Annotated in this window: 9 protein-coding genes and 1 pseudogene; 8 read left to right on the plus strand and 2 right to left on the minus strand. The window is 72.6% G+C overall.

All coding sequences use genetic code 11. The features are described from left to right. Window positions 1-2: 2 nt before the first annotated feature. Window positions 3-1,250 (plus strand): YncE family protein, encoded by a 1,248-nt coding sequence (locus LN251_RS40000; protein ID WP_458249046.1) that lies wholly within the window; start codon window positions 3-5, stop codon window positions 1,248-1,250. Between the two features lie 57 nt (window positions 1,251-1,307). Here LN251_RS40000 and LN251_RS40005 read toward each other — a convergent pair whose 3' ends face one another. Both LN251_RS40005 and LN251_RS40010 read right to left on the minus strand, forming a co-directional pair. Then, complete coding sequence (locus tag LN251_RS40005) at window positions 1,308-3,164, minus strand: endoglycosylceramidase (protein ID WP_458249047.1); 1,857 nt, start codon at window positions 3,162-3,164, stop codon at window positions 1,308-1,310. A gap of 93 nt (window positions 3,165-3,257) precedes the next feature. Beyond that, window positions 3,258-5,257 (minus strand): annotated as a pseudogene (locus LN251_RS40010) (GTP-binding protein). A gap of 261 nt (window positions 5,258-5,518) precedes the next feature. Between LN251_RS40010 and LN251_RS40015 the strand changes: the two are divergent. From LN251_RS40015 to LN251_RS40045, 7 genes are all read left to right on the plus strand, one after another. Continuing rightward, window positions 5,519-5,989 carry a (2Fe-2S)-binding protein gene (locus LN251_RS40015; RefSeq protein WP_383676952.1) on the plus strand — a complete coding sequence of 157 codons (471 nt, stop codon included), beginning with the start codon at window positions 5,519-5,521 and terminating at the stop codon, window positions 5,987-5,989. Continuing rightward, complete coding sequence (locus tag LN251_RS40020; RefSeq protein WP_458249048.1) at window positions 5,986-8,358, plus strand: xanthine dehydrogenase family protein molybdopterin-binding subunit; 2,373 nt, start codon at window positions 5,986-5,988, stop codon at window positions 8,356-8,358. The genes LN251_RS40015 and LN251_RS40020 overlap by 4 nt, the downstream gene beginning before the upstream one ends. Continuing rightward, a complete protein-coding gene (locus LN251_RS40025) occupies window positions 8,355-9,209 on the plus strand; it encodes an FAD binding domain-containing protein (RefSeq protein ID WP_458249049.1) in 855 nt (284 codons plus the stop codon). Before LN251_RS40020 ends, LN251_RS40025 begins: the two co-directional genes overlap by 4 nt. 42 nt (window positions 9,210-9,251) lie before the next feature. Continuing rightward, window positions 9,252-10,109, plus strand: coding sequence for an AAA family ATPase (locus LN251_RS40030; protein ID WP_458249050.1), 858 nt, complete (start codon window positions 9,252-9,254; stop codon window positions 10,107-10,109). A 956-nt stretch (window positions 10,110-11,065) separates the two neighbouring features. Next, window positions 11,066-12,148, plus strand: coding sequence for a vWA domain-containing protein (locus LN251_RS40035; protein ID WP_458249051.1), 1,083 nt, complete (start codon window positions 11,066-11,068; stop codon window positions 12,146-12,148). Continuing rightward, a complete protein-coding gene (locus tag LN251_RS40040; protein ID WP_458249052.1) occupies window positions 12,141-13,241 on the plus strand; it encodes an XdhC family protein in 1,101 nt (366 codons plus the stop codon). The genes LN251_RS40035 and LN251_RS40040 overlap by 8 nt, the downstream gene beginning before the upstream one ends. Before the next feature lie 18 nt (window positions 13,242-13,259). Continuing rightward, window positions 13,260-13,868, plus strand: a complete 609-nt coding sequence (locus LN251_RS40045; RefSeq protein ID WP_458249053.1) for an SRPBCC family protein — start codon at window positions 13,260-13,262, stop codon at window positions 13,866-13,868. The last annotated feature ends 116 nt before the right edge of the window (window positions 13,869-13,984 follow it).

Raw genomic sequence — 13,984 nt, forward strand, 5'->3', positions numbered from 1 at the left:
TCATGCCTGCCCTCAGATCCAGGCACCTTTGCTCCGTAGCCGCCGCCCTCGCCCTGACCGTCTCCGTGCCCGCGACCGCCGCCACCGCGGACTCGTCCGCGGCGCTGCGCGAGGTGCTGTTCGTGGGCAACAACTGGGACGGCACCGCCACCGTCCTGAAGTCCTCCGGCGACTTCGCCAAGGTCGGGGAGATCAACGTCGTCCCCGACAAGGCGCAGCGCATCGCGGAGATCAACGCCGACCCCATCAAGTGGATCTACTACACGGCCATCCGCAACCAGGTCGGCCAGGGCCACGACCAGTACGTCGACGACATGTACTCCACCCCGGACGGCCGGTCGGTGGTGGTCTCCCGGCCGAGCTTCGCCGACGTCGTCTCCATCGACCTGGCCACCGACAAGATCAACTGGCGTTTCCCGGTGGCCGGTTACCGCGCCGACCACATGGCCGTCTCCCCCGACGGCACCAGGGTCGCGGTCTCCGCGTCCACCGCCAACAAGGTGCAGGTACTGGACATCAACACCGGCAAGGAACTCGGGGAGTTCGACACCGGGGACAAGCCGCACGAGAACGTCTTCACCAACGGCGGCAAGTACATCTGGAACATGTCGATCGGCGAGGTCACCACCTCCCTGGACGACCCGTCGGCGGACTGGACCAAGGGCGACCGCCACATCACGGTCGTCGACGCCACCACGTACAAGACCGTCAAGACCATCGACATGCGCGACCGGCTGGACGCGATCGGCCTGAAGAACTTCTCCGACGCGGTCCGCCCGGCCGCGTTCACCCCCGACTGGTCGAAGATGTACTTCCAGGTGTCGTTCTTCAACGGCTTCCTGGAGTACGACATCGCCACCGACAAGATCACCCGGGTCAAGACGCTGCCCGCGAACCCGGCGACCAGCACCGACCGCACCACCTGGCTGCTGGACTCGCGCCACCACGGCATCTCGATGAGCCCCGACGGCACCAAGCTGTGCGTCGCCGGGACGATGGACAACTACGCCACCGTCGTGGACCGGGCCACCCTCCAGGAGGGGCCGCTCGTCACGGCGTCCACCCCGTACTGGGCCACCGTCAGCGGTGACGGCAAGGACTGCGTCATCTCCGAGAGCGGCGCGGACCAGATCACGGCGATCGACTTCGCCACCGGCCAGAAGGTCACGTCCGTCGCCGTCGGCGACCACCCGCAGCGCGTGCGGCTGGGCCATGTACAGGCCGACTGGACGGGTCCGTCCGCGAGCTGACCGCGCACCGACGGCGCCGGACCGCACGGTCCGGCGCCGTCGTACGCGCCGAGCCGGTCAGAAGCGGGCCGCCGCCCAGGACGCCAGCTCGGACCGCGCCGCGGACAGCAGGGCCGCCGACGGCGCCGTCGCCCCGTTGGTGACCAGCGCGTAGTGCAGGACACCCGAGTCCGCGTCGGTGAGCAGCAGCCGCCGGCTGCCCGTGCCACCCGGTTCGGGGGCCGCCGCGACCGGGGCCGAGGCCGTGTAGGCCGGTGGACCGAAAACCGATCCGAGGTCGGAGACGACCGTGGTGCCGGCGGTCGGGAAAGAGGCGGGCAGGTGCAGTTCCGTGGGCGCCGAGCCGCTGCCCGAGCGCCACACCAGCAGCCCGTACTGGCCCGAGCCGACCAACTGGGCAACGTTCGGCAGCGAGTTCGGCACCGGGTTCCACGTCAGGGTCGTCGAACCGTCGCGGGAGCGGTCCTCGTAGGTGAAGGCGAGGGTCGTACCGGCCGTGGCGGCGGGGTAGACACGGTCAAGGAGCCGGGCGTCCTGACGGAGCGTCACCGCGCCCGAGTCGTCGAGCTTCACCGCCGAGAGGTCCTCGTCGTTCCAGGCGTCCCCGGCGGTCCGCACCTTGTCGGGATTGCCGTTCATGAGCTCGTGGTGGCGGCCGTTGTAGAGGTCCCACTGCCACTGGTTGCCGGAGATCACCGGGCCGGACGCGGACGGGTTGTTCCACCAACCGGAGCCGGGCAGGCGGGAGTCGAGTGCCTGGTACATCGCCTTGTCCACCGTCGGGGCCTTGCCGGCCGTCGATCCCGACAGCGGATGGCCGAACTCGCTGACCACGGCGGCCGTTCCGGCGGCCGAGGCGCGGTCGCGGACCGTGCCGAAGTCGCTCGCGTACTGCCCGTCGGAGGCGTTGCCCCACATCAGGATGCCGGAGATGGCCTTCTGGTCGTAGAAGTGGGTGTTGAGGACGTACCGCGGGCCGAGCGTGCCCGCGTCGAGCAGACCGCCCTCCTGCTTCTGGGAGGCGATGTTGGCGTTCCAGAAGAGGTTCGGCTCGACGAAGGCGGGCTTGTCCTGCCAGCCGGCCGCGTCCATCCGGGCACGGAACCTCTGGTAGAAGGGCCACAGCAGGTTCTGTTCCCAGGTGCGGCTGGTCTGGCCCGAGTCGTAGCTGCCGGCGTAGGGCTCGTTGTAGGGGTCGAAGCCCACCATGCCCGCGAACTCCGCGTCGCCGAGGTGCTGTCGGACATAGGCCATGGTCTTCTGGGCGGTGTCCAGGAAGGAGTCCTGCAGCCCGTAGGCGTTGTGCCAGAAGTCGTACTGCGCCTTCGTCACGGCCTGGTTCTGGGTGATGTTCTGCCCCCAGAACAGGCAGATGCCGCACGACTCCTGCGGATAACTCCCCAAGGCGACAGCCCACTTGGGGGCGCCGTCACCCGTGTACCAGCTGCCCGCGTCGAACAGGTGGCGGGAGTAGAGGTCCTGGTGGAAGTCGGGGTAGACACGGATGCCGGCGTCGAGGAAGGCCCGCATCTGGTCGGTGGCGGCGGCCAGGTAGGCCGTGTCGAGCGTGCCCCTGGTGGGCTCGGCGTAGGCCCAGGACAGCAGGAAGCGGACGGAGTTGCCGCCGCCGAGGGCGCGCAGCGCGGTGGCCGACTTCCTGGCGTCGGCGACCGAGGCGAAGGGCAGGCCGCTGTTCTCCTCCAGCTTGGTCTCGCCGGAGACGTTGTAGCCGCGCAGCACGACCTCGCGGCCGTTTCCGTCGACGAACCGGCCGTTCTGCACGGTCAGGGGGGACTCGTCGAACCAGAGGGAGTCGGGGAGGGTGGCGGCGGTGGCGGACGGGACGCCCGCCACCGCGAGAGATCCGAAGAGGACAACCAGGACAACGAGCAGACGCGTCCGGATATTCGGCATGTCCACTACAGTCTGGCCCTTTCCGGGCACCGTCAATACTTCTGACTCTTGAGTAAGTTTCAGGTTTTTTCGGTACGCCCCTTCCCAGCCGCCTCAACTGCCCACTCGACGTGTCACGTTCAACAGGTACTCCCTGCGGTCGAGGGGTTGTGGTCGGTGCGCGGGCGTTCCGGAACGGTTCCGTGGGTGATCGGTGCGTAGTGGTCGAAGGCGCTCTCCCACTCGCCCTCCCCGCGCGTGAGCCCGGGGAGTCGCCGCCCGAGCACGTGCACCTGTCCGGCCGGGACCTCCCCCTCCAGCACACAGACCGCCCCCCGCGTCTCGGTCGTACGGGGCACGGCCCGCGAGGCGGCCAGCACCGGCAGCAGGGCGCCCAGGGTGTCGGCCGGGGCCTCGACGCGGAAGCGGTGCATCGGCTCCAGGACGCGGGTGCCGGCCCGCCGCAGCGCCGCCATCAGGACGAGCGGCGTCAGCCCGCGGAAGTCGGCTCCGGTGCTCGACATGCTCTTGTCGAAGCCCTGGTTGGCGTGGCTCTGCCGGGGCGAGTAGCCGCAGTGGGTCATGGTGACCGTGCAGTCGCCGACCTGCCAGCCGTGCAGACCCTGTCCGAGGGTCTCGCGGACGGTGTCCTCGACGGCCTTGAAGAAGGCGTACGGCATGGAGCCGAGCTCCACCTCCATCCGGAAGCCGACGCCCGCGCCCGCAGGGGCGGGCTCGACGCGCAGTCCGACGGTGGCGAGGAAGGGGTTGGCGCCCTTCTTGTTGAACTCGACCGCCGCGCCCGTCCCGATCGGCCGCTCGACGCAGATGACCGTGGACTCGCGGAAGCCGACCTCGAGCCCGAACTCGTCGGCCAGGGTGGCCTGGACGACCTCCTTCTGCACCTCGCCGTACAGGGACACGGACAGCTCCTGGCGGACCTCGTCGTGGCGCAGGCCGATCAGCGGGTCCTGTTCGGCGAGCTGGGTGAGGGCGGTGTGGAGCCGGCGCCCGTCCGCACCGGGGCCCGGCACGACGACCGTCTCCAGGGTCGGCGGCGCGAACAAGTGCCCGCAGGCCTTGCGGGGTTCACCGAGGGCGTCGCCGATCCTGATGTCGGCCAGTCCCCACAGCCGGGCGATCCGGCCGGCCGGGACGGCGTCCACGCGCACGTCGGCGCCGTGGTCGAAGACGCTGATCGCGGTGACACGGCCCTCCCTGCCGCCCCTGCGGTCCGCGCCGTTCTCGCGGCCCTCCCCGAAGGGGACCCGGTCGCGGGTGCGCAGGGTGCCGGAGAACATCCGGGCGTAGGCCACCTTCTCCCCCGCCGGCCCTCGTTCGACCTTGAAGACGGTGCCCGACACCGGCCCGTCGGGGTCGCCGCCAGCCGGCGGCAGCAGGTCCCGGATGCCGGAGATCAGGGCGTCGACGCCCGCCCCGGTGATGGCGGAGCCGAAGTAGACGGGGTGGACGAGGGCGGAGCGGGACTGGGCGGCGAGTGCCTCGCGGACGGTGGAAGGTGACAGGGCACCGTGCTCGACGTACTCCTCCAGCAGCCTCTCGTCATGGTCGGCGAGCACCTCCGCCGCCCCCGCCCCGAGGCCCGCGACGAAGCGCGCCCCGGGCGTCCCCGGGCCGTGCGCCGCGCCCATCGGCACGATCGCCGGTGCGAGCCGCTCCCGGATCGCGCGCAGGACGCCCTCGCCGTCGGCTCCGCGGCGGTCGATCTTGTTGACGAACAGCAGCGTCGGGATGCGCAGCCGCTGCAGGGTCCGCATCAGGACGCGGGTCTGCGCCTGGACGCCCTCGACGGCCGAGACGACCAGCACGGCGCCGTCGAGCACCCCGAGCACGCGCTCCACCTCGGCGATGAAGTCCGGGTGGCCGGGGGTGTCGATGAGGTTGACCGTGACGCCGTCGACCGGGAAGGAGACGACGGCGGACTTGATGGTGATGCCGCGCTGCCGCTCCAGCGCGAGGGTGTCGGTCCGGGTGCTGCCGTGATCGACGCTGCCGATCTCGTCGATCACCCCGACGGAGTACAGCAGCCTCTCGGTGAGGCTGGTCTTACCGGCGTCTACGTGCGCGAGGATTCCGAGGTTGAGCAGATGCACCGAGCGTCATGTCCTTCGTCATGGGAGGGGTTCCTTCCTGGGTGGACATGGACGCAGTGCGCATGAGGGCTCCTCGTGGTGGGACGGCCGGTCCCCACGAGTGCAGCAGAGCCGCGACGGCGCCGGCAATGGATTAACGCTCAACGAACCGCGCCGGAGCACTCGCCGCCTCCCGCGGGCGGTCTTAGAGTGACGTACATCACGATCGTTCGTTGTTTCCCCTCGCTCCCTCACTCGGCCCGCTCAGTCCCTGGAGGGCACATGACCCACATCTCGGTGAAGGTGGACGGCACGACCTACGAGGACGACGTGGAGCCCCGCCTCCTGCTGGTCCACTACCTGCGCGACCGCCTCGGCCTGACCGGCACCCCGATCGGCTGCGACACCTCCAACTGCGGGGCCTGCACGGTCGAGCTGGACGGTGTCAGCGTCAAGAGCTGCTCGGTGCTCGCCGTCCAGGCCGACGGCAGCGAGGTGACGACGGTCCAGGGGCTCGCCCACGACGGCGAGCTGACCGCGCTGCAGCGGGCCTTCCACGACAAGCACGCCCTGCAGTGCGGCTACTGCACCCCCGGGATGCTGATGGCCGCCCGCGACCTGCTGCGCGAGCACCCGCACCCCACCACGGACGAGATCCGGCACGCCCTGGAGGGCAACCTCTGCCGATGCACCGGCTACCAGAACATCGTGCGCGCCGTGCAGGCCGCGTCCGAAGAGGAGGTCCCGGCATGACCGACCAGGCCGTGCAGGGCGAGGTCGGCCGCGCCCGGCCCCGCAAGGAGGACGCCCGGCTGATCACCGGCCAGACCAACTGGACCGACAACATCAGCGTCAACGGACTGCTGCACATGGCGATCCTGCGCAGCCCGATGGCCCACGCCCGCATCACCCGCGTCGACGTCTCGCCCGCGCTCGAACGCCCCGGCGTCGTGGCCGCGTTCAGCGGGGCCGACCTCGCCGAAGGGCTGAACTCGCTGCCGTGCGCGTGGCCGGTGACCGAGGACATCGTGCTGCCCGACCACCCGCCCATCGCCGTCGACGAGGTGCGCCACGCCGGCGACCCGGTGGCCCTGGTCGTGGCCCGCGACCGGTACGCGGCCGCGGACGCCCTGGAGGCGATCGAGGTCGACTACGACCCGCTGCCGCCGGTCCTGGACCTGGAGGCCGCGCTCGCGGACGACTCCCCGCTGGTCCACTCCGACAAGGGCACCAACCGCTGCTACGTCTGGCCGCTGAAGACCGGCGAGGACTTCGACTCGGTACGGCAGCGCGCCGAAGTGACGGTCAAGCGCCGCTACGTCCACCAGCGGCTCATCCCGAACGCGATGGAGCCCCGCGCGGTCGTCGTCACCCCGCTGGCCGCCTCCGGCGAGTACACGCTGTACTCGGCGACGCAGATCCCGCACATCCTGCGGGTGATGATGGCCGTGGTCACCGGCATCCCCGAGCACAAGATCCGGGTGATCGCCCCCGACGTCGGCGGCGGCTTCGGCTCCAAGCTCCAGGTGTACGGCGAGGAGGCCCTCGCGCTCGCGGTCGCCCGCCGCATCGGCCGCCCCGTTAAGTGGACCGAGTCCCGCTCCGAGGGCTACCTGGCCACGCACCACGGCCGCGGCATGATCCAGGACATCGAGGTCGCCGCCAACCGGGACGGCAGGCTGCTCGGCCTCAAGGTCGACCTGCTGACCGACATGGGCGCCTACCTGATGCTCGTCACCCCGGGCATCCCGATCCTCGGCGCCTTCATGTACCCGGCGATCTACAAGATGGACTCCTACGACTTCACCTGCACCGGCGTCTTCACGACCCGGACACCGACCGACGCCTACCGGGGCGCCGGGCGCCCGGAGGCGACGTTCGCCATCGAACGGATCATGGACGAGCTCGCCCACGAACTCGACCTGGATCCGGTGGAGTTGCGGCGCCGGAACTGGATCGGGCACGAGGAGTTCCCGTACACCTCGATCGCGGGCCTGACCTACGACACCGGCAACTACGAGGCGGCCACCGAGAAGGCGCTCGCGCTGTTCGACTACGACAAGCTCCGCGCCGAGCAGGCCGACCGCAACAACCGGGGCGACACCGTACGGCTCGGCATCGGCGTGTCGACGTACACCGAGATGTGCGGCCTGGCGCCGAGCCGGGTGCTGCGCGACCTCAGGTACGCGGCCGGCGGCTGGGAGGCGGCGAGCATCCGCATGCTGCCCACCGGCAAGGTCGAGGTGATCACCGGCACCAGCCCGCACGGCCAGGGCCATGTCACCAGCTGGAGCCAGATCGCCGCCGACGTGCTGGGCGTGCCCTTCGAGGACGTCGAGGTGGTGCACGGCGACACCAAGGCGGCCCCGCAGGGCATGGACACCTACGGCTCGCGCTCGCTCGTGGTGGGCGGATCGGCCGTGCACCACGCGGCGGTGAAGGTCGTCGACAAGGCCCGGAAGATCGCCGCGCACCTGCTGGAGGCGAGCGAGCAGGACCTGGAGTTCTCCGGCGGGGTGTTCTCCGTGAAGGGCTCCCCGGACGCCCGCAAGACCATCCAGGAGATCGCCTTCGAGACGTTCACCTCGCACGATCTCCCCGACGGCGTGGAGCCGAGCATCAACGCCGAGCACCTGCTCGACCCGGAGAACTTCTCCTACCCGCACGGCACTCACCTGTGCGCCGTCGAGGTCGACACCGAGACCGGGCAGACCAAGATCAGGTCCTACGTCTGCGTCGACGACGTAGGCAAGGTCGTCAACCCGACGATCGTCGAGGGACAGGTGCACGGCGGGCTCGCGCAGGGCATCGCGCAGGCCCTGTACGAGGAGGCCGTCTACGACGACGAGGGCAACCTCGTCTCCGGCACGATGGCCGACTACCTCGTGCCCTCGGCGCCCGACCTGCCCGAGTTCACCACCGAGCGCACCGAGACGCCGTCCACCACGAACCCCCTCGGGGTCAAGGGCGTCGGCGAGGCGGGCACCATCGCCTCGACGCCGGCCGTGGTCAACGCGATCGTGGACGCGCTGCGGCCCTTCGGCGTCGACGACGTCCGGATGCCCTGCACCCCCGAGCGGGTGTGGCGGGCGGTCCGGTCCGGAATGGAGGCCTCCACATGATCCCCCCGGCATTCGACTACGTCCGGCCGACCAGCGTCGACGAGGCGGTCCGCGCGCTCGCCGACGGCGGCGAGGAGGCGAAGGTGCTGGCCGGCGGGCAGAGCCTGCTGCCGCTGCTGCGGCTCAGGCTCGCCTTCCCCGAGCTGGTCGTGGACGTCGGCCGCATCCCCGGGCTGCGCGGGGTGCGGGAGGACGGCGACACGCTGGTCATCGGCGCGATGACCACGCACCACGACGTCGTCCACGACCCGCTGGTGCGCCGCCACGCCGGTCTGCTGGCGGCCGCCACGGCGACCGTCGCGGACCCCGCGGTACGGCACCGGGGCACCCTCGCCGGCTCGCTCGCCCACGCCGACCCGGCCGGGGACCTGCCCGCCGTGGTGCTCGCGCTGGAAGGCGAAATGGTGGCGCAGGGGCCGCGGGGACGGCGGACGATCGCGGCCCGCGACTTCTTCGTCGACTACCTGCAGTCCTCCCTCGAACCGGACGAACTGCTGGTGGAGGTGCGGCTGCCGAAGGCGGACGGCTGGGGCTTCCACTACGAGAAGTTCCACCGCGTCTCGCAGTCCTGGGCGATGGTCGGCGTGGCCGCGCTGGTGCGGCGCGACGACGGGCACATCGCCGAGGCGCGGATCGGCCTGACCAACATGAGCTCGGTCCCGTTGCGGGCCTCCGCGACCGAGCAGGCGCTGACCGGCGCCGGGGACGCGGAGGCCGTCGCGCGGGCCGCGGAGTCGGCGGCGGAGGGCACCCATGCCTCGCAGGACGCGTCGGCCACGCCCGAGTACCGGGAGCACCTGACACGGGTGCTCACCCGGCGCGCGGTGCTGGCGGCCGCCGGAATGGGGTGAGGACAGATCACGCACACGCACGGCATCAGCGGCCCCGAGCAGGTGCGGGCCAGGCTGGAGGCGACGGGCTACCTCGTCGACGACGGACTGGCCATCGCCTGTTTCCTCGCGCTCCGGCTGCACCGGCCGATCTTCTGCGAGGGCGACGCGGGCGTCGGCAAGACCGCGCTCGCCTCCGCCCTCGCCGAGGCGCTCGGCGCGCCGCTGATCCGGCTGCAGTGCCATGAGGGCATCGACGCCTCGCAGGCCCTGTACGACTGGGACTTCCCGCGTCAGCTGCTGCACCTGCGGGCCGCCGAGGCGGCCGGGGTGAAGGACGCCGACCGGCTGGAGGGCGAGCTGTACGACCGGCGCTTCCTGGTCGCCCGGCCGCTGCTGAAAGCTCTGGAGACGCAGCCGTCGGTACTGCTGGTCGACGAGATCGACCGGGCCGACGACGAGTTCGAGGCGTTCCTGCTGGAGCTGCTGTCGGAGTTCTCGGTCACGATCCCGGAGCTGGGCACACTGCGCGCCGAGGTGCCGCCGGTGGTCGTGCTGACCTCCAACCGTACGCGCGAGGTGCACGACGCCCTCAAGCGGCGCTGCCTGTACCACTGGTTCGACCACCCGACCTTCGCCCGTGAACTGGCCATCGTGCGGCGGCGGTTGCCCGGCGTCTCGGCCCGGCTGGCGGAGCAGGTGACCGCACTGGTGCAGGCACTGCGGGCCGAGGATCTCCTCAAGCCCCCGGGCGTGGCCGAGACCCTCGACTGGGCCCAGGCCCTGGACGCCCTCGGCGCCGACGAGGTCGACGCGGAACTGGCGGTGGCCACCCTGGGTTCGGTGCTGAAGTACCGCGAGGACGCGGACCGCGCCCGCGGGCTGGACCTGGCGGCGGTACTCGCGGCGCGGGGGGCGTGAACGCCATGGCCGACAGCGCGCAGGGGCCGGGGCCGGAAGGCGACCGCCGCGAGGCAGGCGCCGCACCGCGGCACGAGACCGGCCGAGCCGACCCAGCCGTCGCCGGCCCCGCGCCCGGCACACCGGATGCGCTCCGGCGCGGGAACGGTGTGCCCGGAGCGGATGGTGGGACCGCCGATGCACTCCCCCGCGGCGCCGGCACGCCCGGGACGGACAGCGCGACAGCCCATACACTCCCGCCCGGCGGCAGAACGCCTGGGACGGACGACAGGACCCCCGATGCGCTTCCGCGCGGCGACGACGTGCCCGGAGCGGACCCCGGGATCGCCGATGCGCTCCGGCGCGAGGGCGACGCCGGGCGGGCGCGAAGCCACCCCGGCAGTACCCCGTCCGGCGGCGGCAACCCGTCACGGGGCGGTAACCCGTCCAGGGGCGGCAGCCCGTCACGGGGCGGCAGCCCGTCCGGCGGCGGCAGCCCGTCCAGGGGCGGTAACCCGTCCGGCGGCGGCAGCCCGTCACGGGGCGGCAGCCCGTCACGGGGCGGCAGCCCATCCGGGGGCGGCAGCCCGTCACGGGGCGGCAGCCCGTCCAGGGGCGGTAACCCGTCCGGCGGCGGCAGCCCATCCAGGGGCGGCAGCCCATCCGGGGGCGGCAGCCCATCCGGGGGCGGCAGCCCATCCGGGGGCGGCAGCCCATCCGGGGGCGGCAGCCCATCCGGGGGCGGCAGCCCATCCGGGGGCGGCAGCCCATCCGGGGGCGGCAGCCCATCCAGGGGCGGCAGCCCATCCGGGGGCGGCAGCCCGTCACGGGGCGGCAGCCCGTCACGGGGCGGTAACCCGTCCGGCGGCGGCAGCCCATCCAAGGGCGGTAACCCGTCCGGGGGCGGCAGCCCGTCACGGTCGCCCGGTGGGGACGCCGCTCTGGTCGGGTTCGCCCGGGCGTTGCGGGCCGCCGGGGTGGATGCCAGTGCCGAGCGGGTGCACGCCTATCTGCGGGCGGTGGAGCAGTTGCGGCCGGAGATGCGGGCCGACGTGTACTGGGCGGGGCGGCTGACGCTGTGCGGGGGGCGGGACGACCTGGAGCGCTACGAGCGGGTGTTCGCCGCCTACTTCGGCGCCGCCGAGCCCCGCGGACGCCCGGTCGCCGCCGCCGACCGGCCACGGCTGCGGCTGCTCACCCGAGAGGGCGCCGGGCCGCGTCCGGGCGCCCGGCAGGAGCAGCGCACGGGCCCGCCCACCGCCGCCCTCGCCAGCTCCACCGAGGTCCTGCGTCACCGCGACGTCGGCGGTCTCAGCGCCGCCGAGCGCGAGCAACTGCGGTGCCTGCTGGCCGCGTTCACGCTGCGCGGCGAGACGCGTCGCAGCGCGCGCCGGCGGCCGGCCCGGCGCGGGCAGGTCGATCCGCACCGGACGGTGCGGGAACTGCTGCGGCGCGGCGGGGAACCGGCCCGGCTGCGGCGGCACGCGCGCGCCGAGCGGCCCCGGCGGGTCGTCCTGCTCGTGGACATCAGCGGTTCGATGGCGCCGTACGCGGACGCGCTGCTGCGCTTCGCGCACGCGGCGGCCCGCGGCGCCCCGACGGAGGTCTTCACGATCGGCACCCGGCTGACCCGGGTGACCCGCGAACTCTCCCACCGGGACCCCGACCTGGCGATGACGGCGCTCGCGGCGGCCGTCCCCGACTGGCGCGGCGGCACCCGACTCGGGGAGCTGCTGCGCGAGTTCCTCGACCGGTGGGGGCAGCGGGGCATGGCGCGCGGGGCGGTCGTGGTGATCCTGTCGGACGGGTGGGAGCGCGGCGATCCGGAGCTGCTGGGCGTCCAGATGCGCCGTCTGCACCGGCTGACGCACCGGGTGATCTGGGCCAACCCGCGCAAGGCGCGGCCCGGTTACGCGCCGCTGGCGGCCGGGATGGCGGCGGCGCTGCCGAGTGTGGACGCGTTCGTCGAGGGGCACAGCCTGGCGGCGCTGGAGCGGCTGGCCGCGGTGGTGCGCGGGGACGCGGCGGCGGACCTCGTGGAAGGAGCGGATCGTGCGTGAGATCCTCCCGGCGCTCGCCGACTGGTACACGGCCGGCCGGCCGTTCGGGCTCGCGACGGTCGTCGCGACCAGCCGCAGCGCGCCGCGCGACCCCGGCGCGGCGATGGCGGTGGGTCCGGGTGACGAGGTCGTGGGCAGCGTCTCCGGGGGCTGCGTGGAGGGCGCGGTCTTCGAGCTCGCCAAGGAGGTCGTGGAGAGCGGTGAGCCCCGGCTGGAGACCTTCGGGTACAGCGACGAGGACGCGTTCGCCGTCGGGCTCACCTGCGGCGGCGAGATCACCCTGCTGGTGCGCCCCGTCACCCGGCGGACCGACCCGGCGTTCGCGGCCGTCGCCGAGTCGGTCGCGGCGGGCCGGCCGGTGACCGTGGCGACGGTGACGGACGGCCCCGCACCCGTCGGGGCCACCCTCGCCGTCTGGCCCGAGGAGGTGTCCGGCACCCTGGGCTCCACCGGCCTGGACGTGGCCGTCACCGCCGACGCGCGCGGCGAACTCGCCCTCGGGGCAACAGGGTTGCGGCACTACGGCCCGCACGGCGAACGCCGCGAGGACGCGGTCACCGTCTTCCTGCACTCCTTCGCCCCTCCCCCGCGCATGCTCGTCTTCGGCGCCATCGACTACGCGGCCGCGGTCGCCCGCATCGGCGGCTTCCTCGGCTACCGGGTCACGGTGTGCGACGCCCGCCCGGTCTTCGCCACTCCGAAACGCTTCCCGGACGCCGTCGAGGTGGTCGTGGACTGGCCGCACCGCTATCTGCGCGGCACCGACACCGACGAGCGCACGGTGATCTGCGTCCTCACCCACGACCCCAAGTTCGACGTGCCGCTGCTGGAGGAGGCGCTGCGCCGGCCGGCCGCCTACATCGGGGCGATGGGCAGTCGGCGCACGCACGACGACCGTATGAAGCGCCTGGTCGAGTCCGGGCTCACCGAGTCCGAACTCTCCCGGCTGCGCTCACCCGTCGGCCTCGACCTGGGCGCCCGCACGCCCGAGGAGGTCGCCGTGTCCGTCGCCGCCGAGATCGTCGCGCTGCGCTGGGGCGGCAGCGGCGCCCCGCTGACGGTCACCGGGGGGACGATCCACCCGTCGACGTAACGCCCACTGGAGGAAGTCATGGAACTGCACCACGAGTTCACCGTGCCGGTCCCGGTCGACGACGCCTGGCGGACGCTCCTGGACGTCGAGCGGATCGCACCGTGCATGCCGGGGGCGAGCGTCGAGGAGTACGACGGCAAGACCGTCACCGGCTCGGTGAAGGTGAAGGTGGGCCCGATCACCGTGACCTACAAGGGCACGGCCGTCTTCGAGGAGCAGGACGACTCCGCGCACCGCATGGTGCTGATCGCCAGCGGCCGGGAGACGCGCGGGCAGGGCACCGCCCGGGCCACGGTCACCAGCACCCTGGCCGAGCGCGACGGCGGCACGGCCGTGTCGGTGCGCACCGACCTGACGGTGACCGGGCGTCCGGCGCAGTTCGGGCGCGGGGTGATGTCGGAGGTGGGCGACCGGATCATCGGCCAGTTCGCCGAGTGTCTGTCCCAGCGGCTGGGCGAACCGGCGGCACCCGAGCCCGCGGTGCGGGAGGAGCCGGAGGAGACCGAGCCGCTCGACCTGTTCCGCACGGCGGGGGTACCGGTGGCCAAGCGGGCGGCGGTGGGCGTCGCGGCGGCCCTGGTGGTGGCGGTGGTGTACGCCGGTCTGCGGCGCCGGAGGGGGCACTGAGACACCGGCCCGGCGCGGTCTCTTCGAAGCTCGGCGAAAAAGTGTGAAAAGCGCTCGAATGGGGTAGGGGGCAACAACGAGGCAGGCTGCCTCACCGCAGTGTCTCTGCGGGAAGG

It is taken from the genome of Streptomyces sp. MAI_2237 (genome assembly GCF_054189285.1).